Annotated in this window: 20 protein-coding genes; 13 read left to right on the forward strand and 7 right to left on the reverse strand. The window is 68.2% G+C overall.

The window, feature by feature from the left end; genetic code table 11:
* Window positions 1-256: 256 nt before the first annotated feature.
* Window positions 257-688, reverse strand: a complete 432-nt coding sequence (locus tag NM961_RS16595; RefSeq protein WP_255915529.1) for a hypothetical protein — start codon at window positions 686-688, stop codon at window positions 257-259.
* Between the two features lie 240 nt (window positions 689-928).
* Entirely contained in the window at window positions 929-2,626 is a 1,698-nt protein-coding gene (locus NM961_RS16600; protein ID WP_255915530.1) for a hypothetical protein, read from the reverse strand.
* 149 nt (window positions 2,627-2,775) lie between these two features.
* Here NM961_RS16600 and NM961_RS16605 point away from each other — a divergent pair, with 149 nt between their 5' ends.
* A complete protein-coding gene (locus NM961_RS16605) occupies window positions 2,776-3,048 on the forward strand; it encodes a hypothetical protein (protein WP_255915531.1) in 273 nt (90 codons plus the stop codon).
* A gap of 106 nt (window positions 3,049-3,154) precedes the next feature.
* On the opposite strand, the gene NM961_RS16610 is transcribed toward NM961_RS16605, so the two are convergent.
* From NM961_RS16610 to NM961_RS16620, 3 genes are all read right to left on the reverse strand, one after another.
* Window positions 3,155-6,787, reverse strand: a complete 3,633-nt coding sequence (locus NM961_RS16610) for an Ig-like domain repeat protein (RefSeq protein WP_255915532.1) — start codon at window positions 6,785-6,787, stop codon at window positions 3,155-3,157.
* A gap of 244 nt (window positions 6,788-7,031) precedes the next feature.
* Window positions 7,032-7,529, reverse strand: a complete 498-nt coding sequence (locus NM961_RS16615) for a pyridoxamine 5'-phosphate oxidase family protein (protein WP_255915533.1) — start codon at window positions 7,527-7,529, stop codon at window positions 7,032-7,034.
* A 109-nt stretch (window positions 7,530-7,638) separates the two neighbouring features.
* Window positions 7,639-8,595 carry a LysR family transcriptional regulator gene (locus NM961_RS16620; protein WP_255915534.1) on the reverse strand — a complete coding sequence of 319 codons (957 nt, stop codon included), beginning with the start codon at window positions 8,593-8,595 and terminating at the stop codon, window positions 7,639-7,641.
* A gap of 200 nt (window positions 8,596-8,795) precedes the next feature.
* Between NM961_RS16620 and NM961_RS16625 the strand changes: the two genes are divergently transcribed.
* The 12 genes from NM961_RS16625 to NM961_RS16680 all read left to right on the forward strand — a co-directional run bounded on the left by NM961_RS16625 (window position 8,796) and on the right by NM961_RS16680 (window position 22,665).
* Entirely contained in the window at window positions 8,796-9,785 is a 990-nt protein-coding gene (locus tag NM961_RS16625) for a TerC family protein (protein ID WP_255915535.1), read from the forward strand.
* A 304-nt stretch (window positions 9,786-10,089) separates the two neighbouring features.
* The gene (locus NM961_RS16630; RefSeq protein ID WP_255915536.1) at window positions 10,090-10,845 is read left to right on the forward strand and encodes an alpha/beta hydrolase; all 756 of its coding nucleotides are present in this window, start codon (window positions 10,090-10,092) and stop codon (window positions 10,843-10,845) included.
* A gap of 781 nt (window positions 10,846-11,626) precedes the next feature.
* Window positions 11,627-12,757: an MvdC/MvdD family ATP grasp protein gene (locus NM961_RS16635; protein WP_255915537.1), complete on the forward strand. Its 1,131-nt coding sequence runs from the start codon at window positions 11,627-11,629 to the stop codon at window positions 12,755-12,757.
* Window positions 12,758-12,836: 79 nt separating this feature from the next.
* Complete coding sequence (locus NM961_RS16640) at window positions 12,837-13,028, forward strand: hypothetical protein (RefSeq protein ID WP_255915538.1); 192 nt, start codon at window positions 12,837-12,839, stop codon at window positions 13,026-13,028.
* A 72-nt stretch (window positions 13,029-13,100) separates the two neighbouring features.
* Window positions 13,101-13,361, forward strand: coding sequence for a hypothetical protein (locus NM961_RS16645; protein WP_255915539.1), 261 nt, complete (start codon window positions 13,101-13,103; stop codon window positions 13,359-13,361).
* Window positions 13,358-14,242, forward strand: coding sequence for an SGNH/GDSL hydrolase family protein (locus NM961_RS16650; RefSeq protein WP_255915540.1), 885 nt, complete (start codon window positions 13,358-13,360; stop codon window positions 14,240-14,242). Before NM961_RS16645 ends, NM961_RS16650 begins: the two co-directional genes overlap by 4 nt.
* The gene (locus NM961_RS16655) at window positions 14,239-16,329 is read left to right on the forward strand and encodes a peptidase domain-containing ABC transporter (RefSeq protein ID WP_255915541.1); all 2,091 of its coding nucleotides are present in this window, start codon (window positions 14,239-14,241) and stop codon (window positions 16,327-16,329) included. The genes NM961_RS16650 and NM961_RS16655 overlap by 4 nt, the downstream gene beginning before the upstream one ends.
* A 45-nt stretch (window positions 16,330-16,374) precedes the next feature.
* On the forward strand, window positions 16,375-17,136 hold the full coding sequence (locus tag NM961_RS16660; protein ID WP_255915542.1) for a hypothetical protein: 762 nt from the start codon (window positions 16,375-16,377) through the stop codon (window positions 17,134-17,136).
* An 89-nt stretch (window positions 17,137-17,225) separates the two neighbouring features.
* The gene (locus NM961_RS16665) at window positions 17,226-18,506 is read left to right on the forward strand and encodes an HlyD family secretion protein (protein ID WP_255915543.1); all 1,281 of its coding nucleotides are present in this window, start codon (window positions 17,226-17,228) and stop codon (window positions 18,504-18,506) included.
* 182 nt (window positions 18,507-18,688) lie between these two features.
* The gene (locus tag NM961_RS16670) at window positions 18,689-18,910 is read left to right on the forward strand and encodes a hypothetical protein (protein WP_255915544.1); all 222 of its coding nucleotides are present in this window, start codon (window positions 18,689-18,691) and stop codon (window positions 18,908-18,910) included.
* A gap of 767 nt (window positions 18,911-19,677) precedes the next feature.
* Window positions 19,678-21,096 carry a nuclear transport factor 2 family protein gene (locus tag NM961_RS16675; protein ID WP_255915545.1) on the forward strand — a complete coding sequence of 473 codons (1,419 nt, stop codon included), beginning with the start codon at window positions 19,678-19,680 and terminating at the stop codon, window positions 21,094-21,096.
* 192 nt (window positions 21,097-21,288) lie between these two features.
* Window positions 21,289-22,665: an NTP/NDP exchange transporter gene (locus tag NM961_RS16680; protein WP_255915546.1), complete on the forward strand. Its 1,377-nt coding sequence runs from the start codon at window positions 21,289-21,291 to the stop codon at window positions 22,663-22,665.
* A gap of 258 nt (window positions 22,666-22,923) precedes the next feature.
* On the opposite strand, the gene NM961_RS16685 is transcribed toward NM961_RS16680, so the two are convergent.
* Window positions 22,924-23,379, reverse strand: a complete 456-nt coding sequence (locus NM961_RS16685) for a GNAT family N-acetyltransferase (protein WP_255915547.1) — start codon at window positions 23,377-23,379, stop codon at window positions 22,924-22,926.
* Window positions 23,380-23,542: 163 nt separating this feature from the next.
* Window positions 23,543-24,001 (reverse strand): DUF302 domain-containing protein, encoded by a 459-nt coding sequence (locus NM961_RS16690; RefSeq protein ID WP_255915548.1) that lies wholly within the window; start codon window positions 23,999-24,001, stop codon window positions 23,543-23,545.
* Window positions 24,002-24,176 lie beyond the last annotated feature (175 nt).

Here is a 24,176-nt window from a genome sequence, read left to right on the forward strand (position 1 = left end):
CAGAGCGGATACAGACATCGACGATTCCCCAGATGGCATGACGGCAGGCGGGCGGCGGCCCGCGCTTCCGGCGTGGCGGCAAAACTACAGTGTCCCCCGGGCACTATAGCGCCGTACCGCTACGCATGTAATTCAGCGTCGGCGCCCGGGACACGCAGGTGTGTAGCGTGAAAGCGCGGGCGGGCATGTCATGACGGCGGCGCGGGCTTTCACGTCGGGTGGGTAGGTGTTGCCGCGGGGGCGCGGTTGCCGCGGACTACATCCGGCGCCAGCGCTGCCGTAGCCCGAGCAGGTGGACCAGGCCGAACAGCAGGCAGATGCCCGAGCTGGCCAGCCAGAACGCCAGCGAATTGCCGGCGAAATACGGCATCAGCACGGCGAAGCCCAGCCCGCGCAGCAGGTAGATCGCCGTGATCGCGCATAGCACCGGCTTGAGCAGCGGCAGGCGGCGGATCGCGCCCGCGCCCGACAGCGCGTAGCAGGCCCATACCAGCAGCACACTGGCGACAGCCAGCGCGAACAAGGCAGGGCGCGGATGGCCGGCCGCAGCCAGCCGCACCATGGCATCGCCGGCACCCAGCGCGCGGTACCAGGGCGCACCGAAGACGATGCAGCCCAGATGGAGCAGGGCGGCCGCGGCATTGAGCGCGGCGGCGCCAAGAAGAAAGCGGCTGGGCGTGGCGGGCATGACGGAATGGTAGCGGGAGGCAAGACGCCAGGTGCGTCGAGAAAGGGCGGCGGACGCGGCGAGGCACCGCAACCGCGCTGCCCGCTGCCGGCCGGCGGTGATGGTTCCATCACTATGCCCGACCGCGCCGTGCTGAAGGACCTGGGCTATCCCATCGACACGATCTTCAGGGCCGGCTTCGCCTGCGACCGAGCCGTTGCGGCTATCGCCCCGCGTGCGCGGGGCAAATCCCGCAGGCGGCTAGTCTTCGCAATCGGCCCACCAGCACGGATTGTCGTCGATGAACTGCATCAGCGCGCTGTGCTTGGGCGTGCCGGTCTGGTCCAAGTATTCCACCGCGCCCCAGCTGCCGAACTTGCCGTAGCCGCTGGATGCGGTGAAATGCATGAACAGTCCGCCGCCGGCGGATTTCCAGAAGTTCAGGTGCTGGGTATAGGCCGTGCCCATGCGCGCATCGCGGTTGGCGCCGGTGAACAGGCTGGTGATGGCATCGTTGTTCTCATTGCCCAGCACACCGGCCAGGTGCTGGCCGCCTTCGTAGGTGACCAGCTGCAGGCTGCGCTGCTGTGCCGCGGCGCGATGCGCCGTGATCCAGCCTTGTACTTCGGTCAGGCTGCCGCCGGCGGGGCCGCCGGCCAAGCCGCCGCCGTTGATTTCGGCGAAGAGCTGGGTCGGCGTCCAGGTCTGCACGGTCGCTGCATGATTGGGATGGCCGAGATAGCCGCCGAAATACGGTGCGATCGCCGCGGCGCTGAAGCCGTGGGCGGAACAGGGCCGGCCCGCGGTCCATAGCGGACAGTCGGCGGCCTGGGTCAGCGTATAGGCATTGGCCGCCTGGGCGCCCAGCACGCAGACCACGCGCCCGGCCTGGGCGCCGAATGCGCTTTTCCATAAATCACATAATTGCGCCGAGCGCTGGCCGTACCAGTTCAGGCGCCGGTCGAAGCCCGAGCCCTGGTTGCCGTAGGCCGCGTCGCCCTGCGCTTCCACATAGGCGCCCTGGGAGAACTGGCCGTTCCACACTTCGTTGGAATATTCGACATAGACGCGCAGGTCCGGCCGCAGCAGCCGCTTCACGTCCTGGGCGAAGCGCGTCATGTAGTCGTCGCTGGCGCGGTGCGGCAGGGTGAACCAGGGATGCGCGTCGCTGCGGCTGGCCAGTTCCACCATCACTTCCAGCGGCATGTTGCCTTCGCTCCAGCGCACGTCGGCGAGCTGCGGCCGGCCGGCGTATTCCTGCTGGCTGGAATTGTTCGTGCCCATCCAGTCCATGAAGCGCAGCACCTTGTTGCGCCGGATCAGGGCGAGGAAATCGGGATGGAACAGTTGCGATGGGCCGCTGTGTTCGTCGAAGCCCGGCATCCACACGTGGATATTGCGCGGGTGATTGCCGGCGGCGATGGCGTTTATGCGCAGCATCCAGCCGCCGGCATTGGCGTTGACGTCGAGCACGTCGCGGCCCGGCGCGGACAGCGCCGCATTCCTGACCGCGGCGAAGTGATAGCTGATATCGCCCTGGCCTTCGTAGGTGACGATATAGCGCCCGCTGGGGTAGTGGCCGGGAAAATCGCCGAAGAAGAACAGCGTGGAAACCGCGTTGTAGCTGGGCGTTGAACAGCCCGGATTGCCGGTCTGCGGTGTCAGCGAGCGCACGTAGCCGTTCTCGTCCAGATCCAGGCAGGCGCGGTCATCGGTATCGAACACGCCGGCGCCGCTGGTATCGGCGGTGATCCAGCTGCGCGACTGTTTCATCGCGTCGGTGAAGTTGTAGCTGGTGGAATAGTCCACCACGCCGTCGAGATTGGTCCCCAGCGGCGAATTGCGGTTGGCCGGGTAGTCGAAGCCGTTGCGCCAGATCGTGTCGAAGGCGGCCGCAGGCAAGGCGATGCACAGCGCGGCCAGCAGGGACAGGCGCACCAGCAGGGCGGGCAGGGACATGCGGACTTCCTCCAGGGCGAAGGCGCGGCATGCTAGGGATGCGCTCCGCCTGCTGCTGCGACGCAGCCGGCAGATCCGCCACGCGGCAGGACCAGCGGCACCTTCCGGCCGCTGCGACGGTCGGAATGCCGGGACGACGAGGATGCCGCATGAGCCGGAATTTCCTGCAAGTAATGTCGCTGCTGCTGGCGCAGGCCACGGGCGTCGTACTGGCCTGGGGCTATATGCGCATAGCCTATCTGCAGGCGCTGGCGCAGGCGCGCAGCTTCCGTCCGGGCGCCATGCTCTGCGGCTACGATTACTTCAACCGCACCCTGCTCGCCATGATCCTGGCCGGGGCGCTGGCGGCGGTGCTTGCGGCAGCTTTCTGGCATTGCTACGACCGTTTGCCCGAGCGGCCGAAGCCGGAACCGCGGTCGTAGCGCCGCAGTGCAGCGCGGCGTTTCGCGGCGGCCTGCCCGGCCGCCGCACGAGGATCACCGGGCCGGTGTGCTGGTTTTTTGCCGGTTTCAGGGGGGCTGTGCGCTGCTAGTGCGCCGGACACCCCGGCACCGCCGCTTCGAATCCATTGCGCAGGATCACATCGGCGGCATCGAATACGGTGACTTGCAGCTCCGGCGAACTGCCTCCGGCATTGACGGCGTCGCCGCTGTAGCGCGCGCTGATCGCGACCACGCCCTCGCCCTGTCCGGCCGGCGGCGCCAGTCCCGTACTCGTGCAGCTCGCCGTGGCGGAGTTCAGCGGCACGGCCTGGCACAGCGTGATGCCGCTCTCGGTGACGAAATCCACGCCGCCGCCGGGGATTCCGCCCAGGGCTTGCGCGCTGATCGCGGCGCTCAGCGTGAAAGGCTGGTTGGCGGTGAAGCGGCGCTGGCAGGACGTGGTCACGCTGGTCGTTGTCGGCAGCGCCAGCACCTGCTGCGCCAGGGCGAACGATACCGAAGCGCCAGTATCGCCATCGCCGCCGTAGCGTGCGGTGACGGCATGCGTGCCTACGCTGAAATTGTCCACTTCGCATACGGCCGTGCCGCCGCTGAGGGGCACGTCCAGGCACAGCGGCGCCGTGCCGTCGTGGAAATCCACTTCGCCGGCAAGCCGCGTGGTGGTGATCGTTGCCGTCAGCACCACGCGCTCGCCATAGGTGGCGGGATTGGCCGAACTGGCAAGCGCCGCCTGCGACGCTGCGCTGTCCACCTGCTGATACAGCGTGGCCGATTGCGCCGCGGTGTTTCCCGCATCGCCGGAATAGTTCACGTCGATCGCGTGCAGGCCGCCACCCAGCGCCGCCGTCGTGCATTCGGCGATGCCCGTGGTCAGGGCGACAGCGCTGCACAAGGCGCTGCCGTCCGCCCGGAAGGTCGCCGTGCCGCCCGGCGCCAGTCCGCTGACCGCGGCGGTGAAGGTGACTGCGGCGGCGAAGCGGCTGGGATTGGCGCTGCTGCCCAGAGCGACACTGCTGCGTGCCTGCACCGTGACGCTGTTGCTGGGCGGCGAGGGCGCCGCCGCCCCGGCCGCGTTCACGGCGCTGACGCGGAAGCTGTAGCTGCCCGGCGGCAGGGCCTCGAATTCCACCTGGCTGCAAGGCGCCAGGCAGCTGCGCACCGCGCCGCCGGGTGCCGCCGTCACGCGGTAGCCGCTGATGGGCGCGCCGCCGTCGTCGGTGGCCGGCGCGAACGTGGCCGCGGCGCGCAGCACGCCGCCTTGCGCCACGGGCGCCGCGGCCATCGCCGGGACGCTGGCGAGCGTGGCCAGCAGCGGCGTGCCGGGAATGCCGTTGACCCAGATGCGCAGCTGCACCGGCCCGGCCGGAAAATCCGCCAGGTCCGCCGCCCTGCCGCTGAAAAGATTGTCGGTGAAGATACTCGCCGGGTCGGCCGCGACGAAGCGGGTCTGGCCGTTGTCCACGCGCTGCACCTGCAGCACCGGCAGATTGCTGGACGCACCGGCGCCGCCGCCGCCGTCGGCGCTGGCGGCCGGGCGGAAGCCGCTGCCGCGGACGTGCAGACTGCCCTGGCCGCCGGCGGGCAGACTGGCCGAGTACAGCCGCGGCTGGCGGGCTGGATCCGGCGCAATACCCGTTTCGTAGCGCTCCACGAGCGGCGCCCAGTTGTCGGCATAGCCCTGGGCGAACACCAGCTGGCCCGACGGCAGCGGTATGGCCACATGACCGGCGCGCGGCGACATCAGCGGCGCCGCGCTGCTCCAGTTGTTGAATTCCGGTGTGTAGATTTCAACCGCGTCCGATCCGCCGCTGGCACCGGTACGGCCGCCGGCGACCAGCACCTGGCCGCCGGGCAGCACGGTCATCGTATGTTGCACCCGGCCCCGCAGCGGTGTTGCGGCCTGGCGCCAGCTGCCGGTGCGCGGGTCGTACAGATCGGCGCGCGCCAGCGGCTGGTCCGCGCTGTCCACGCCGCCCAGTACGAACACTTCGCCCGAGCGCAGCAGCGTGGCCGTGGCGCTTTCGCGCGCGATGCCGGGCGCGGCGGCGGCTGTCCAGCTGTCCGCTGCAGGGTCGTAGATTTCCGCGCTGTCCAGCAGTTGCCCGCCCGCGCCGCGGCCGCCGCTAACCAGTACGCGGCCGTCACCGAGCAGGGTCGCCGTGTGACCGGCCCGCGCTGTGTTCAGCGCCGCGCGCGGCAGCCAGGCGCCCGCACCGCTGCGGTAGTACTCCACCGCCGCCGTCGGCGCCGCGCCGCTGGCATAGCCACCGGCCGCGAGCACGCCGCCGTCGGCCAGCAAGGTGGCGCTATGCGCGTAGCGCGGCGTGAGCAGGAAAGCCGTGGCCGCGCTGGTTGCGGTCAGGCCGTCGGCCAGTTCGCAGTGCGCCGTGGGCGCGCCGGAATACAGACCGCCGGCGAGCAGCACCTTGCCGTTGCCGAGCAGGGTCTGCGTATGCCGCGTGCGTCCCGCGACCAGCCCCAGCCAGGACCAGGTGCCCGCGCCGGTATCGAACACTTCCGCCGCGCTGCTGTCGTCGCCGGGCAGGCCGCTGCCGCCGCCGAGCAGCACCTTGTCCGGCGGCAGCAAGGTCGTGATCGCACCGCGGCGCAGCGTTTGCGGCACAGTGGCGAACTGTGTGGACGTGAGTGCGGGATCGAACCATTCCGAACTCAGCGCCGCCGCGGCGCCGCTGCCGCCGGCCAGCAGCACCGATCCGCTGGGCAGCAGCACGGCCGTATGTCCGGCGCGCGCCACGGCCAACTCGCTGGCGGCGGACCACTGGTTCGTGACCGGGTCGTAGATTTCCGCCGTCGCCTGGGCCGTGCCCGCGGCCACATTTCCGCCGCTGACCAGCAAGCGGCCATTGGGCAGCAGGCTCGCTGCGTGGCCGCTGCGCGGATGGAGCATGCCGGCAGCCCATTGCCACGTGCCGCTGGCCGGATCGTAGATTTCACAGCTGCTCTGGCTGACGCCATTGCTGCTGCCGCCGGCCGCCAGCACGCGCCCGTCCGGCAGCAGGGTGAGGCTGAAGTCGCTGCGCGCAGCCAGCATGCTGGCCGTGGTCTCGACCAGATAGTGCTGCAGTTCGAATGTTTCGGCGCTGGACAGCTCGGCCCCGCCGGCGCGCCCGCCCGCAACCAGCACTTTGCCGGAAACCAGCCGCACGGCCGCATGCGCCTGGCGCGGCTGGTTCAGGCGGCCCCAGTAATTCCAGCTGTTGCCGATGGCATCGTAGCCTTCCAGCGTGTCGATCTCGCCGCCGAAGCGCGCTTCGCCGCCGGCCAGCAGCACCTGTCCGTCCGCCATCAGGACGGCGCTGTGCCGGCGGCGCTGCAGGAGTCCCTGGGTCGAGGCCGACCAGGTGTTCGTCGCAGGATCGAACAGCTGGCGCCCTTGTCCCGCCAGCAGCACCTTGCCCGTAGGCAATACCGTCAGCGAGGCCCCGGCTTCCGCCTGGGCCAGCCCCGGCCCCGGCTGCCAGCGGTGCTGCACCGGGTCATACAGCTCGCTCGACCAGGCCGCGGCCTGCGCGGTACTGCCCGCGACCAGCACGCGCCCGTCCTGCAGCAGCGCCGCGGCATGGCCGGAACGCGGCGCCGACAGATCGGGACCGCGACGGAACTCCGCCGCAGTTGCCGCGGCCAGGCCCAGCGAGTGCACCAGGCAAAGCAGAACGCCGCCGACGCGGCAGGCGACGGAGGTGAAGAGGGGGCGCATGCTGTTCTCCGCAGCGGGCAGGTGGCGGAGTTAGCGGATTTGGCGGTGCGCAACTGTCATGGCGGCACATGTGGCCGCCTGTCCGCTCGTACGTCGCGGCGATTGCCGCGTCCGGATGGCGAGGACGCAGGGGCATGACCGTGCAACTGCGGGCATGACTGGCGCGCAAGTGCAGTTTGGATTGCACCGCGGCAGCGGCGAAGCCCGCATGGCTTCAGGCCGGTCCGCCGCGCTGCGGCGGCGCTCAGCGCAGATCGACCTGCGCCACCTTGTCCTTGTAGTCCTTCTTCGGATCCACGCCCAGCAGCAGCTTGACCCCCGAGAGCAGGCTGGAGGCATTGAGCCAGATTTCCGCATGCTCGGCGTCGAAACGCAGCAGTGCCAGCTTGGGATCGTCCTTGCCGCCCTCGAACCATGCGGCAATGAACGGGTTCCACAGGCGGTCGACGACGGCGCGGTTGTTATCCACGCGCAGGCTGCCCTGGATGCTGGCGAACAGATCATGGCCCTTGGCGGCGAAGGCGGCAGTGGCGCGGCGGCTGTCCGCGCCAGCGAGCTGCTGCGCGATCACGCTGTCGGTCGAGGTGAAGAACCAGATGGGGCCGCGCTCATCGCCGTCGAGCTGGGCGGTCATCGGACGGGTATGGCCGTCTTCGGCTCCGTCCAGGCCCAGCATCAGGGTCATGTCGGATTTGAGCGATTTCCAGAATTTCCTTTCGAGTTCCTGCGGCGTAGTGGACATAGTGCTTCCTGTAGGGACCGGCGATGCCGTTACCCTAGAAAGCGGCGGGTAGGGTGGACGTGAATGCGGGCTCTGCAATGCGCGCGGACACGTACAGCGGCAATGCCGCTCAGCCGCGGCCCCGCGGCTTTTTCTTCGCCGGCAGCGCGGCCTTCGCAACGCCGGCTGGCTTGCGCTCGGCGCCGGGCAGCAGGTCCTCGGCCAGCGCCAGGATCTTGCGCACCTGCGGATCGGTCGCGCGGCGTTCGGTCGAGATGGCGTAGTAGCGTTCGCTCAGGCCGTCCAGCGGGCCTACGAAGTCGACGCCGTACAGGCGCTCGATCTCGCCGCGCAGGGCCAGCGGCGCAGGGAACGCGCCGGCGCCGGCGGTGCCGAAGGTCTTCATCAGTCCGCCGTCGTCGAATTCGCCGACCACGCGCACGCCCAGCCGGCGTGTTTCCAGCCAGACGCGCAGGTCTTCGTGCAGCGCGTTGTCGCGGCCCGGCATCAGCAGCGGCGCGCCTTCCAGTGCAGCCGGGAAGCGCGGTTTCAGGCGCCGCGCCAGCGCGGGTTCGGCGAACAGGCCGATCGCGCTGCCGCCCAGGGCGTGGTTGAACGCCTTGACCGCGCTGCCGGGCGGAACGGGACGGTCGGCGATGACCAGGTCCAGCCGGTGCAGGGCCAGATCGGCCAGCAGTACGTCCAGCCGCTCGTGGCTGGCCGTCAGGCGCAGCGAGCGGTCGGCCACCAGCGGCGAGAGCAGGCGGTAGGCCACCGAGCGCGGTATTGCATCGGTCATGCCGACGCGCCACAGGCGCGTGCGGCTTTTCGAAAGCGAACGCACCTGCACGGAGAGTTCGTCGGCCAGCCCGAAGATCTCGTCGGCGTACGAATACGCCATGCGCCCGGCGTCGGTCAGTTCCAGGCGCCGGCCCACCTGCTTGAGCAGTTCGGTGCCCAGGGCCAGCTGCAGATCGGCAATCTGGCCGCTCAGGGTCTGCGGCGACAGATCCAGTTTTTCCGCCGCCCGGGCCAGGCCGCCGAAGCGCGCCACGGCCCAGAAGTAGCGCAGGTGCTTGAGATTCATGGTTCGGTTTTTCCGAAGTAATGCTTCCAATCTAGCAGATTGATCGATGACTCCGACGGCCGCACCCTGGTCGCCGTTCCTGTTCCGCCGCGGCCCGGCGCGTGCGGCAGCGTATGCGCACAGGCCGACCAGCCGCTTGCCATCCACCGCGGCCCAGCCTTGCCCGCGATTCCAGAACACTTCTGCCCAGGCACGAATCCATGGATTTTTCGACGCTGTTCAACGCTCCTTTCCTCGGCCAGCCGGCCTGGCTGTGGCTGAGCTTCCTCGCCCTGGTCGCGGCCCTGCTCGCGTTCGACCTGGGCGTGCTGCACCGCAAGCAGCGCGAGATCCCGGTTTCCGAAAGCCTGCTGCTGTCGGCGGGCTACATCGCGATGGGGCTGGCCTATGGCGTGTGGATATGGCGCCACCTCGGCGCCGATCCGGCCGCGGACTATTTCACCGGCTATCTGGTGGAGAAATCGCTGTCGATGGACAACGTCTTCGTCATCGCGATGATCTTTTCCTACCTGGCCATTCCGCGTGCCTACCAGCACCGCGTGCTGTTCTGGGGCATCCTCGGTGTGATTGTGATGCGCGCCATCATGATCGGTGTGGGCGCCGCCCTGGTCAGCCAGTTCAGCTGGGTGCTGTATCTGTTCGGCGCCTTCCTGCTGCTCACCGGCGTGAAGATGCTGTTCACTTCGTCCGAGCCGGCCGACCTGTCCTCCAACCGCCTGTTGCAGTGGCTGCGCCGCCGCCTGCGCGTAACCGACGGACTGCACGGCGACCGCTTCTTCGCAAAGCAGGCGGATTCCGCCGGCCAGCTGCGCCGCTATGCGACGCCGCTGTTCCTGGCCCTGGTGATGATAGAGACGGCGGACCTGATCTTCGCGGTCGATTCGGTGCCGGCGATCTTCGTCATCACGCAGGATCCCTTCATCGTCTACACCTCCAATATCTTCGCCGTGCTCGGCCTGCGCGCGCTGTATTTCGCCCTGTCGGCGATGATCGACCGCTTCCACTACCTCAAGTACGCGCTGGCGCTGGTGCTGGTCTTCATCGGCTCCAAGATTTTCCTGGTCAATATCGTTGGCAAGTTCCCGGCCTGGGTGTCGCTGAGCGTGACCATCGGCCTTATCGCTGGCGGCGTGGTGGTCTCCTGGATCAAGACGCGCAAGACCGCGGTGCCGCCGGCCGAGGCGGCCTGAGGCGCGATCGGCGGCGGCCTCCCTGTATCTCACGGCGATGCGCGCAGCCGCTCCAGTGCGGCACTGGATCGCCTGCACCAAGGCGAATTCCGCATTAGTGCACCATCGGTGCCTGGCGCAGTGCGTGCCGCGGCACGCACTATCGTGCGGTGCCTGGGGCCGGCGTCCGGTCAGGCCCGATGCGGCCAGTTGAAGCCGCGGAGCCGGGCCTGGCACGGCCGCAAATCTGATGCCGTTTGGTGCCGTACTGGAAAGACGAGATGACAGCTACTGCCGATGCGACGAATCGCGGCGCTGCTGCGCCATGAGCCCGCTGCGCTCCTTGCTGGCGGCATTCGTGATCGTCGCGGCCACGTACGCCGATGCGCCGGCGGCAAAGCAGACCGGCGGCCTGCTGTCGGCGCGGCCCGCGGTTGCGGCGGACGTCCAGCCGGTTGCGGGCCGGCATAGACTCAGGGCGGGAATACTCTATGTGCCGGAAACGATCCCGCCCGGGACAGCCGCACCGTTCCTGTTGCTGCTCCACGGCGCCGGCGGCCGCGGCGACGACATGATCCGCCGCTTCAAGGCCCAGGCCGATGCGCGCGGCATCATCCTGCTTGCGCCCGATTCGGCCGAGCGCACCTGGGACGTGGTGCTGGCGATAATGGCGAACCGCCATGCATCGCCCAGCTTCGGCAGGGATGTGCGGCGCATCGATGCGGTACTCACCGAAGCCTTCGCGCGTGTGCGGGCCGATCCGCAGCGCGCCGCGGTGGCGGGATTCTCCGACGGCGCCACCATGGCGCTGTCGCTGGGTTCGCGCAACACGGCCCTGTTTCCGGCAACGCTGGCCTTTTCCGCCGGCGGCATGGTGCCGGACTGGAGCGGTCCGCCCGGCCGCGTGTTCTTTGCGCACGGGAAAAAGGACAGCGTGCTGCCGATCGCCACCGCGCGCGACTGGCTTGCGCCGTCGCTGAGTGCGACGGGATTCGACGTCACCTTCGACACCTTCGATGGCGGGCACGAACTGCCCGAGGCCGTGCTGGAGCAGGCGATGGTGTGGTGGCTGGGGCGGTGAGCCGGCCGGGGACTTCCTCGCGGCCTGGTCCGCGGCATTGTGCGCGGACAACGGCGGGGCTTTGAGCTGCGGGCCTGCAGTCATTGCCATTATTCACGAAATAGCTATTTTCCACTTTGTAAGTATTTATTGGCAGGCGCTTGTCAGCGGCATTCCTGTCCGCCGCGCGGAACGGCTGCGGCCGCTTTCGCCGGCGCAGTTAAAAAGCAGTAAAAAGCGCCTCGCGCGCGCACGATGCCTTTCGCGTTGCGTCTTTGCGGTCGTCCCGACGCCACTACGCTGATCTGAGCTGTTCATAGCTCCAAACGAGTCATTCGTCCCAGGGGCGGCTGCGCTGCGCCGCGGGCGTCCTAGACTGAAACCGCGGGTCTGGTTTCGTCGAGGACAGGAGCGATATCGCATGGAATGCAATCCGGTACACGGAAGTCCGGCGCCGCACGGCGCAAGTCCGCCGGCTGTTTCGTCGCAAGATCCACAGGTGGAAGTTGCGCCATGCCTTCGGCATGCAGCCTGCGGCGGCGTGTCCACCCGCTGCGTCCACGGCCACTGGCAATGTCCCCGTTGCCGCCGCTTCCGCCGGTCTTTCCAGCGCCGCAGGCGATCCGGGTGGACGGCATGAACACCGCCGCTTCCCGCACTGGGCTCCGCGACCACGTCCGCCAGTCCGCTGCGGCCACGCCCACGCGGCATCCCGCCGTTGACCGTACCTCGACGCGCGATTGACGGCAGGCGGCGGGTTGCCGCTGCCTGCCTTTCCCTGAACGTTATTGCCGGCCAAGCCATGGACCATATCCGACCCATACTCATTCTTTCGGAGCAGCTGGACTACCACGGTGTTGCGGTGCGCTGGGCCCTGCGCCAGCAGGGCATCCCGCTGGAGTGGTGGGACCGCACCGAATTTCCCCGCGACCAGCAGATTGCCGCCTGGGTTTCCAACGAGCGTGTCCGCCTGCAGGTGTCCTCCGCATCGGTCAGCGCCTCGCCCGGCCGCTATCGCACGATCTGGAACCGGCGCGGCCAGGTACCGCAAGTGAGCGCCGCGCTGGAAAGGACCGACCGCGTGGTCGCGCGCAACGAATCGACGTATTGCCTGGCGGGACTGGCCAGCGTGCTCGCCGACGCCAATCCGCACGCGCTGATCGTCAATGCCTTCGACGCCGCCAAGGCTGCCAATACCAAGCTGCACCAGCTGAACGTCGCGCGCGCCGCGGGATTCAGGGTTCCCGACACCTTGCTGTCCAACGATCCCCAGGCCATACGCCAGTTCTTCGCGCAGCGCGGCGGGCGCGTGGTCGCCAAGCACCACATACCCTTCGCCTGGCGTACCCAGGCGGGCAAGCTGCTGGTCACGGGCACGTCGGCGCTGGCCGAGGAACATCTTTCCAGCGATGAGGCGCTGAGCGCCTGCCCCATGCTGTACCAGGAAATGCTTGACGTAGAAAGCGAGCTGCGCGTCATCGCCTTCGGCCATAGCGATTTCGCGCTGGAGCAGATTCGTACCGCAGCGCCGGCCGCCAGCGGCTTTGTCGATATCCGCTACGAACCGGCGCGCAAGCAGGCCGCCGTACTGGAGGCTCCGGTCCGGGCGCTGTGCCGCGAATACATGGCCCGCATGCGACTGAGCTATGCGGCTTTCGATATCGTCAAGACCGTCCAGGGCGATTACGTATTCCTCGAAGCCAATGAGGCCGGCCAGTTCCTCTTCCTGGAAAACGAGGCGCCGGAGCTGCCGATGCTCGATGCCTTCTGCCAGTTCCTCTCCAGCGGCGATGCCGCCTTCCGCTACGAATTCCCGACCGGCCTGAAGCTGGCGGATTTCGAGAACTCCGCCGACGCAGCCGATTTCCACCGGCGCTACGACGCGCATATGGCCGGCGCCGACCTGACAAGTCCCTTCGAACTCACCGAATGAAATTGTGAATTGCCGGCCCCGCAGGGCCGGCATCGGGGAAGGAGGCACCTCACGCCTCCATTACGCAAAGGAGAGTTTCATGGAAACGAACAACGGCAACACCCGCATCCTCGCCCGCTCGCTGGCGCGCGAACTCACCGCCGATGAACTCGCGCTGGTTTCGGGCGGCGGATCCTGCACCAAGTCGACCTGCTCGGCGTCGGACAACAGCTCCTGCGACCTCGATCAGTGCGGCGACTATCAGGACTCCACGGGTCCTTCCGCGCCCTGATGCGTTCCGCTGCAGCTGCCCGGTCAATACCGGGCAGCTGTCTTGTTCTGTTTCGCCCGGGCGGGAAATCCCATGCGTCTCGAAAAGCACGAATTGCTGGACCGGCTGGAGGCGCTTGGCGCACGGCTGGACTGTCCCTGCTGCGGCACCACCTCCTGGAACCTGTTCATCGAGGAACCCGAAAACCTCGAAAACCAGCGCGTCATGGAGTTTGCGCTGCGGCGTCTCGCGGGCGGAATCTCGGTGGCGCTGGCGGCCCTGGTGTGCGGCCGCTGCGGCTTCGTACGGCTGCACAGTGTCGACCACCTGATCGGCGTCGGCCGTTCCGCATGAGCGTGCGTGCGCGGACGCGCCCGGCCGCGGCTGTGCGCCTGCGCGCGCGGGTTCGCGGCATTTCCGCAGCGCTGTTCGCCGCTGTGCTGGCCGCCTGTGCGCACGGCGCGCCGCGGCCGGCACACGCCGCCTGCGGGCAGGTGCTGTTCGCCGGCAACAGCGTGATCTATACCAACAACCTTCCCGCGATCTTCGTGGAACTCGCCGCAGCGCAGGATGGCGGCGGCGCCTGCCGGGCCGACCTGATTGCGCGCGGCGGCGCGACCTTGTCCGAACTCGAAGAAGACATTGCGCGACAGCTGGCAAGCGGCACCTATTCCGCGCTGGTTCTCCAGGAGAAAGGCGGCAGCGACCTGTGCGTGCTGGATACGCAGGAGCGCGCGTCCGCGGCCTGCCAGCGGCTGATCGCAAGTCATGTCCGTCTGGCCGAGGCAGCGCGCGCGCACAATGTCCGTGTGCTGTATCTGGGCACCTATCAGTTCGTGCCGGAAGCGTCGCAGGCGCTGGTGAATGCCGAGCGTGAGCTGGCGTACCGCATGGGCGCGCGCCACATCCCGCTCAGCGAGCGCCTGCGCGCGGCGCGCGGACAGCAGCCCGCATTGCCCTGGCTGCACGCCGATGGCAGCCATCCCGGCCTTGCGGCCAGCGTGCTGATGGCCGCGCTCGTCCACAAGGAACTGGCCGGAAGCCTGCCGCCCAGCGCAGCCCTGTGCTCGCGCATTGCGCTGTATGCACCGGAATGGACGCCGTTCCCTGTGACGCCTCATCAGGTACTGACCGCACCGGCCGCCGGCCGCCGCTGCCTGCTGTCGGACGAGCAGATGCGGGCGGTCTTCGACGCCGCCGCAACCGCAGGGACAGCACCGGAGCCGCTGCAATGAGCCGCATCCAGGCGGAAGCCGCCGAGTGCGGGCTGGCCTGCATCGCCATCGTGGCGGCGGCGCACGGCCAGCATATCGGCCTTGCCGAGCTGCGCCAGCGTTTCCCGCTTTCGCTGCGCGGCGCGCGCCTGAACCAGGTCATCCATATCGCCCACCAGATCGGCCTGGAATCGCGTCCGGTCCGCGTGGAGCTGGATGGCCTGCGCCAGCTGCGGCTGCCCTGCATCCTGCATTGGGACCTGAATCACTTCGTGGTGCTGGAGCGCGCCGGTGCGAAGTGCTGCGTGATCCAGGATCCGGCCGTGGGCGAGCGCAGGCTGGGCTGGAGCGAGCTGTCGCGCCATTTCACCGGCATCGCCGTGGAATTGTCGCCCGGCGCGGAATTCGCGCCGCGCCGCGCTGCGCCGGGCATCAGCCTGCGGCAGTTGATCGGGCCGGTGCGGCGCTGGGGGCAGGCTGTCGCGCAGATCCTGCTCGCCTCGCTCGCCCTGCAGTGTTTCGTCACGCTGGCGCCGTTCTACCTGCAACTGGTGGTCGACCAGGTGCTGGTATCGGCCGAGCGGGATCTGCTCGTCGTACTGGGCATGGGCTTCGGCCTGCTGCTGCTGCTCCAGACCGGCGTGTCCGTGCTGCGTGGATGGTCGGTGATCCATCTGTCCGCCCAGCTTGGCGTGCAATGGATCTCGAACGTGTTTGCCCATTTGCTGCGCCTGCCGCTGGATTTCTTCGAGAAGCGGCACCTGGGCGATATCAATTCCCGCCTCGGTTCGGTGCAGGTCATACAGAAGACGCTGACGACCAGCTTTGTCGAGGCAGTCATCGATGGGTTGATGGCGCTGCTGACCCTGGCGCTGATGCTGGTCTACAGCCGGACGCTGGCGCTGGTCACCATCATTGCCGCGGCCTGCTATCTGGCGATACGCCTGGTGGGCTCGCAGCAAATGCGGCAGCGGGTCGAACGCCAGCTCGCGGCGGGCGCCCGGCAGCAGACGCATCTGCTGGAATCGCTGCGCGGCGTGCAGAGCCTCAAGATCGCGGGACTGGAGCCGCTGCGCGCTGCGGCATTCCGCAATCTCAGCGTCGAAGTGGCCAACCAGGATGCGCGCCTGGCCAGGCTGTCCCTGCTGTTCGGCAATGCGGGCCAGCTCGTGTTCGGCGCCGAGCGCATCGCCGTCATCTGGCTCGGCGCGGCGCTCGCGCTCGACAACGTCTTTTCCGTGGGAATGCTGATTGCGTACCTGTCGTACAAGGAGCAGTTCACCGCACGGGTCGGTTCGCTGATCGACAAGGCGGTGGAGTTCCGCATGCTGCGCGTACATGCGGAACGCCTGGCAGACATCGTCCTGGCCGAACCCGAACACACCGGGGCCGCCGCCGATGTCGGGCCGGGAGACACGCGCATCGTGCTGAACAATGTCTCGTTCCGCTACTCCGATGGCGAGCCGTGGATACTGCGCCACTGCAATCTGGTGATCGAGCCCGGCGAGTCGGTCGCGCTCACCGGCGCATCCGGCTGCGGCAAGACCACGCTGGTCAAGCTCATGCTGGGCCTGCTGCGCCCCCAGGAAGGTTCGATAACCCTGGGCGGACTGGATGTGCATGGCCCCGCTGCGCGCAGCGTGAGAACGCGGATCGGTGCCGTGATGCAGGAGGATCAGCTGTTCGCGGGCAATATCGCCGACAACATCAGCCTGTTCGATCCCGACGTGGACATGGCCCGGGTCGAGGCCGCCGCTCGCAAGGCGGCCATTCACGCGGAGATCGCCGCGATGCCCATGAGCTACCAGAGCCTCATCGGCGACATGGGCAGCGCGCTCTCGGGCGGGCAGAAGCAGCGCGTCATCCTGGCCCGGGCGCTGTATCGCGAACCTTCGCTGCTGTTCCTCGACGAGGCTACCAGCCATCTCGATCTCGCCGGCGAACGCTGCGTCAACGAGGCGGTGCGCGGCCTCAGCCTGACCAAGGTCATCGTCGCCCATCGCCCGGAAACCATTGCGAGCGCCGGGCGGGTCGTCGTGCTGGAACAGGGTTCCATCGTGCCGGAAAAGCCGGCCGCCGCACGTCTGGCTGCCGGGCGCGGCGCCTGAACCGTCAGGACGCAGTAGACACAGGACAACGGCAGGAGCGCGACGGTGCACATACTGAAAGACTTCGTTCCGCCGGCAACGATGCGATCGCTCATCGCCGATGTCCTGGCCGCCTACGATCCGCCGCGCAACGCGCTCGACCTGGGGCAGAGTCCCGTCGTGGCGCAACTCGGCGCACAGCTGGAAACGATCGTCGGCCGGCCGCTGGGCTTCTTCGCGGCGTTCCTGTTCCTGGTGGCGGACACCACGCTGGAGACGGTCAGCAGCAATCCGGGCCGGGGCTGGCATGTGGACAGCGCCTGCAGCCAGGTCGACGGTGACTGCTACAACCTGTGGCTGCCCTTGTACAGCAGCGCGGCCGGGACCGGCGTGGAAGTCGTGGCTGCAGCGGACAATGCCGAGCTGTACCAGTGCCTGGGCGATCCGCGGCTGCCGCTGGATATCCTTGTGCGTGCCGGCGCGCCGGATCTTTTCGCCCAACTCGGCGCGGACGCCCGGACCGATCTGATCCTGATTCGCCGCGGCTCGCCGCAGGCGCTGTTCCTGTCCTGGGACGACCTGGTGCTGCGGCGCATGGAAAACCCGACGGTCGGCGACGCGGCGGTGTTCAGGCAGGCGGATATCCACCGCGGTTTTCACGATGCCGGCATCCGCATCCAGCTCAGCCTGAAGTACGTCGACCGCGCGGCCCGGCAGCTAGAACCCGGCGTGCCCACTGCGGCGGCGCGCGGATTGAGCAAGCACGGGCGCCTGGAAGCGCAGCTTGTGCGCGAACTGTTGGGCGTGCAGGCAGCGCGGCTGATCTAGCGCGGCTGTCGCGGGATGCGGGGCAGGCGGGACGCCGCAGGCATCGCATGCCGGCGCGGCCAAGGTGTCGGACGAGGGGAGGACAGACAGTGTCAGACAGGACGACGGCGCAGGAATTGTTCCGCAGGGAAGCGCTGGATGCGCAGCGTGGGAGCAGTCTCGGCGAAATTGCGCTCACCCAGCCGCTGCGGCCGGCGCTGCTGTCCATCGCAGCCATCCTGGCCGCGGCGGCGATCGTGCTGCTGCTGGTCTTCGGTACGTACACGCGGCGCTGGCGCGTGGAAGGACAACTGGTGCCGGTGAACGGACTGGTCGCGGTGTCCGCGCCCATCGCGGGCGTGCTGACCCGCGTCGATGTGCAGGAAGGCGCCGGCGTAGGCTCGGGCACGGTGCTGGCTGTCGTCGCCGCTCCGGGCGCGACGCTGCTGAGCGAGGACACCGGCAGCGCACTGGAAGGCCGGCTCGCCGAGCGCGCGGCCGGGCTGCGTTCCGCGCGGCAGGCGGAGCGCGCAACGCTGCAGGCCAAGGCCGAGGGGACGGCGCGGCAGCTGGCGATTGCGAAGAAAGAGCTGTCGGAAATCGAGCGCTTGAGCGCGACCCGCGCCGAACAGGTGCGACTGGCGCGTGAAACGCTGGCGCGCTGGCGCCAGCTCCAGCGCGAGAAGCACGTCAGCGATCTGCAGGTCAGGCAGCAGGAGGACCTTGCCCTGGAGAAAGTGGCCGAAGTACAGGTGCTGGAGCGGGATGCGACGGCGACGCGCCGCACGATCGCGCAGCTGGAGCAATCCCTGGAAGAGGCGCGCGGGCAGGGCCTGATGGCCGACGCGACGCTGGAGGGCAATCTCGCGGCACTGGAACAGGAACGCCTGCAGGCCCGGATTCAGCGCGAGCTGGTCATCACCACGCCGGTCGCCGGCGTTGTCGCCACGCAACTGGCCAAGCTGGGCCAGGCGGTCCAGCCTGGGCAGGTGCTGTTTACCGTCGTGCCGGGCGATGGCGCGCTGGAAGCGCAGCTGCTGGTTCCCAGCCGCGCAATCGGACCGATCAAGCCCGGAGCGGAGGTGCTGCTGCGCTACGACGCATATCCGTACCAGCAATTCGGTTATGCAACGGGCAAGGTCCGTGCGGTGAGCCGCAGTGCCCTGGGCGCGAACGAGCAGGCGGCGCTGAGCGGAATCCCGGCAGCGGGAGAGCAGCGCTACCGCGTCAGCGTGGCGCTGGCGCGGCAATCCATCGACGTGCACGGCCAGGCGGAGCCGCTCACGCCGGGAATGCTGCTGCAGGCCGATATCATCGGCGAGCGCCGGCGGCTTATCAGCTGGCTCGCCGATCCGCTGGCATCGCTGCGCGCGAAAGTCGGCCCTGAATAGCGGTTCCTGCCAGCGCGCCGCGGGACGGCAGCGGAGCAGCGCACTGTGATGCGCGACTTGCGCCAGCCCGAATTCGGCCGCCGGCTGGCGTTGCGGCCGGGCTTGCTGAACCGGCCGTGTCTCTGGCCGGCACTGCCGTATAAGATGGCGCGACAGACGTGTGGAAGCGGAGAAAGACGCCGATGGTCCGTGATCCGGATGTTGCCAGCAGGCTCAGCAGCGTAGCCCTTGCCGCGGGCAAGGAGCTGGACGAAGTTCTGATGTTTTCTGCCGAACGAGTCAGCCCGGAAGAATTCCAGCAGCTGCGCCATGCCGTGGGAAATGTTCTCGGCGAGTTGCTTTTGTCCATACTCAATCCGCTCTATCGGCAGCATCCGGAATTGAAGCCGGCCGAATTGAACTGAGCCTGCTGGAACGCAAGCCGCTAGGGGCTGCCGGAGTTTCCGGCGCGCATGACAGCGCATCGTCCGGCAACGCTGCCGGGAAAAGCATGCGTTTCGCAGCGTCTGCGTGGCCGCCGGGAGGCGACTGCGTCATGGCGGGCTTCCTGCCGGGCCAGGGCGGCGTGATTGGCGCCGGGATCGGTGGCCCGGCAGATTGCTGGCGACAGGATTTGTGCCGCTGTTCTGCAATCAGCATAGATTTAAATTTTTCTCAAACGGCATATTGTTCGGTCCGGCCCGTGCGCGGATGCACGCACCGGCGCGCTATCCGGCCTGGTATCCGCAACGGCTTCCCGGCCCGGCGGCGATACGCCCGGCAAAGCGATGCACGGCCTTGCCAGCCCCGTTGTTCTGCGGCTCCGCGGCCGCCGTGCCAACGACCGTCTTTCACCGCGGGCAGGTATTCCCGGGTGAGCCTGAACCCTGCATTCCCTGTACTTGCTGGCGACGGCGCAATGCGCGGCAATCCCGCGATCTGCTGAAGCGCGGCCGGATTTCCGCCTCGCAGGTTTGCGCTGCACGTAAGTGCCGGCTTCCGCAAAACCGGGTATTGCCAAATCCGAACATCGCTTCGGCGCAGCCGGCGGTGCTTTCGTCTCGGCGAAAAACCCATGCCGGCGGGCGATTTTCAGCTCGCCGCACGCGCCCGGGGTTTCGTCTCCACCCTACTTTTTTTCCGCGCGACGGTTGCGCAGAGTGCCGCCCCACTGAAGCCACCGGACATCGCCATGAACACGAAACCGCAGCGACTGCTGCTCTTTTTCTGCCTGCTCGCAGGCTCGTACACCGCCCAGGCCAAGGCGGATGCCGCCTGCACGGCCGCACTGCCCGAAACGATGCGCGCTGCGCGCATCCAGGCCGCCGGCGGACCGGAAGCTCTGCGTGTGGAGCGCGTCCCGCTGCCGGCGGTCGGTGCCGGCGATGTGCTGGTGCGCGTGCGCTACGCCAGCGTCAATCCGGTGGACTGGAAGCTGCAGGAATCCGGGCGTCTGAATTTTCCGGCCACGCCGGGCGGCGATTTTGCCGGCGAGGTTGTCGGCCTGGGCGCCGGAGTCAGCGGCGTGGCCTGCGGCGATCTGGTCGCCGGTGTCGTCGACCAGCGCGCGCGTTCGGGCAGCTATGCGGAGTATGTCGCCGTGCCGGCGACCGAGATCGTGCCCAAGCCCGCGGCTTTCACGCTGCAGGAAGCGGCTGCCTATCCAACCGTCTCCATCGCGGCCTGGCGCTACATGGTGCTAGCGGCCGGCCTCAAGGCCGGCGAGCGCGTGCTGATCCACGGCGGTGCCGGCGGCGTGGGCACGGTGGCGGTGCAGATCGCCAAGGCCCGCGGCGCTTACGTAATCACGACAGCGTCGGCGCGCAATCACGATTACGTGCGCAGCCTCGGTGCCGATGAAGCCATCGACTACCGCAGCACGCGCTTCGAGGACGTGGTCAAGAACGTCGATGTGGTGATCGACACCATCGGCGGCGATACCCTGGCCCGTTCCGGCCAGGTGCTGCGCGACGGCGGCCGCCTGGTCAGCATGACGGCGCGGATTCCTGAAGCGATGTGCGCCGATGGCCGCATCGTCTGTCCGGCCACGCCGCCGTGGGATGTGCGCCAGGGCCTGGAAGGCGTTGCACCGCTGATTGCCGCGGGCAAGCTGCAGATCAATATTGACGGCATCTATACGCTGGACAACATCGCCGCCGCACAGCAGCACAACCGCAGCGGTTCCACCCGCGGCAAGGTGGTCGTCGACATGAGCAGCGGCGCGGACGCGGCCGCCGGCGAGGGGGTCGCCGCCGCGCGCGTGCCGCTGCAGGCTTATCTGGACGGCCACGCCACCGGGCAGGCGCGCCACTTCCGCCGCGCCTTCGCCGCGGATGCGCTGCTCGTCGGTCACAAGGACGGCAAGTACCGCCAGTGGCCGGCCAGCGAATACATCGCGCAATCGGCCAGCGGACAGCCGCCGCGCGACGAGGCACGACGCCAGCGCCGCATCCGCTCGATCACCGTCACCGGCGATGTCGCCACCGCCGTGCTCGAACTCGACTATCCCGACATGAAGGCGATCGATCACATGAGCGTGCTGAAGTACGGCGACGAGTGGCGCATCGCGGTCAAGGCCTACGACGCACACACACCCGAAGCGCCCCAGTAACGCGGCGGTCGCGCCGCGCCGCTGATCGCGCGCGGCGCCGCAATTCCCACCGACGGGCACGACGCAGACACACGGCCCCGCGCCGGCGTGGCGGACGGGCTCGTGCCGGATTCGCCGGCTCCGCCGCTTCGCGGCAGGCCGGCACCTCGACGCATTCTCTGTTCAGCAGCCTTTGTGCTGCAGGAGTCCCCCATGTCTTCATCCGCATCTGCCGGTCACTCTTCTGCGCTGCAGGGCAGGCTCGCCCGCCTGTTCAACGTGGCGCCGGAAGAAACGCCGGCCGTATTCGCCGGCGTCGCCGTTTTCTTCCTGCTGTTCGCCGGATACTTCATGCTGCGCCCCGTGCGCGAGGCCATGGGCATCGCCGGCGGCGTGCAGAACCTGTCCTGGCTGTTCACCGGCACCTTTGTCGCGACCGTCGCCGTGGTACCGCTGTTCGGCTGGGTTGCCGCCAAGGTGCCGCGGCGGCGCATTCTTCCGTGCACCTACGCTTTCCTCGCGGCGACGCTGGTCGCCTTCGGCCTGGGCTTCCTGTTCGTGCGCGACGACGCTCACATCGCCCGCGCGTTCTACATCTGGCTATCGGTGTTCAACCTGCTCGCCGTGTCGGTGGCCTGGGCCGTGCTGGCCGATCTGTTCGCCATGGGCCAGGCCAAGCGGCTGTTCCCGCTGATGGCCGCGGGTTCCAGCTTCGGCGGCCTGGTGGGACCCCTGCTGGGCGTGCTGCTGGTCGGCCGCATAGGCCAGGCCGGCCTGCTGCTGTTGTCGGCGACGCTGATCGTCGGCTCGGCCGCGGCGGCGTGGCGTCTGCAATGCTGGCGTGACCGGCATCCGCTGCACGCGGGCGAAGCCGTCGCGCGCGCGCGGCCGCTGGGCGGCAATCCGCTGGAAGGTTTCAGCACGGTGTTCCGCTCGCGCTTCCTGATCGGCACCGCGGTCTTCGTATTGCTGATGGCCAGCATCAATACCTTCCTGTATTTCGAACAGGCGCGCCTGGTCGCCGCCGCCTATCCGCTGCGCGAAGACCAGATCCGCGTCTTCGGCCTGATCGACAGCACCGTGCAGACTCTCGCCATCCTGAGCCAGCTGTTCATCACCGGCCGGCTGGCCGAGCGGCTTGGCGTCGGCGTGCTGCTGGTCGGCGTCGCGCTGATTATGGCCGGCGCCTTCGTCTGGCTGGCCGTTGCGCCGGTGTTCGGCGTGCTCGCCGTCATCATGGTCATACGCCGCGCCGGCGAATACGCCTTCGTGCGCCCCGGCCGCGAAATGCTGTTCACGACGGTGCCGGTGGATCAGAAGTACAAAGCCAAGAGCTTCATCGACACGGTTGCCTATCGCGGCGCGGACGCGGTCAGCGCCTGGGTCAAGACCGGTGTCGATCTGCTGGCGCAGCAGCCGGCGGTGGTGGCGCTGCTCGGGGCGGGGCTGGCGCTGGCGTGGGCGGCGACGGGCGGATGGCTGGCGCGGATGCAGCCGCAGGCCGCGGCGGAGGCAAGCGGCGACGGCGCGCAATCCGGAACTGCAGCCGCACGCTTCCGGACGGTGCAGCGGCCGGCTCCTGTGGGCTGAAAGGCCGGGCAGGGCGGGCGAGTCGCATACGGCGGATCCGCTGGACACCGTTGCGTTCGTTTTATCGGGGCCCGGCTTCTGCCGGGTTTCCTGTTTTCGGCGGACGAAGAAGGAAGGGGCTGGCGGCATTCTACGGCGTGCCGCGGACGAGAACCGGAATATCCGCAATCCGCCGGCGCAGCAACGGGCTACGCCGCTGATGGCGACGCATACCAAGCAGCTCGTACAGATCCGGCGCGAGCCGGGTTCGGCGAGATCTCAGACAGTGCCCGGATGACTCAGCACGGTCACAGAGACGGTAAAGCGCTCGTTGCCCGGCATGCGCCCATTTGCGTGGCCGGCGACCGCAAAGCCGCTTCTCCTGTAGAGCGCGACAGCAGCATCATTGCCCGCGAGAACCTCGGCATCCAGCGGTGCCCGGGTTTCACCCAGTGCGGCGCGGATCAGTGCCGTGCCGATTCCGCGGCGATACCAGGCTGGATCGACATACAGCCAGGCGAGTTCTTCGCTGGTGAACGCCACGAAGCCTGCAATCGTGCCCCCGATTTCCGCAACGCGGATGGTGTAGTCGTGAAAACCCTCGTTCGCGGCGGTTTCCGCGAGCGTCAGATAGGCGGCTTCAAGCCCGGCTGCCGCCAGTTCGTCGCGACGGGCCGCATCGTGTATTTCGCATACGCGATTCCAGTCGCTGGCGCTGTAGGGGCGAATATTCATTGTGTCATCGGAATCGACGGTGCCTTCGAGGCGGGTGCGGCCTGGATTCGGTCAGGCTCCGTGCTGCGCAGGCCGAACATAAAAACGCTCTCGATCTGCGCAGCGGTTTGACGCGCGCATGGCGGGGTGTATGGCGAACGACAGGCGGCTCGCCGCTGGCTTGCTACTGGGCAACGGTATCGAGCAGCTGAATCAGCAAAGGGGCTGCGGTTGCGCTGGCCTTCTCGACCGCCGGATCAGGATAGAGCAGCTGCATGTAGCGCGGATGCAGGAGCGAAATCTCGGTCCGTCCGTCTTTCCGATACACGCCGAAGTTTCCGCACGGCAACATGGCGCTGAGATGCAGTCCGGCCGGCCAGAGCTGCTGGCCGACTTCCGGGATGCAGATTTTGACCAGGGTCACCTGGTCCTGCTTGACTTTGTCCGCGCCCAGGTACGGCCATTTCTTCGCTGCTGCATAAGCCGCGATGGCTTCCACCACGGCGTCGGGCGATTTGTCGGTAGACCGGATCACGAAGATGTCGCGGGACTGGGTTGCAGCAGCCGCCGGACGGACGGGGGCAGGTGTCGATGCGCAACCTGTGACGAGCGCGGCGAGCAATGCCCCGCAATACGCTTTCATGGTGTTCTCTCCCCTTGGATTCCGAAGATCCGCGCCCCGCCACCCCGTTTCGCGCGGAGTATGCCGGCGCCGGTTCCGGTCGCGCAATCGCAGGCTTCCTGGCTGGCTGCGAGATGCCGGACGACAAACGAAGCCGACGCCAGGGCATCGAAACGATGGCGAAGAATTCAAATCG

The organism is Tahibacter harae, from assembly GCF_024437735.1.
Taxonomy (GTDB): domain Bacteria; phylum Pseudomonadota; class Gammaproteobacteria; order Xanthomonadales; family Rhodanobacteraceae; genus Tahibacter; species Tahibacter harae.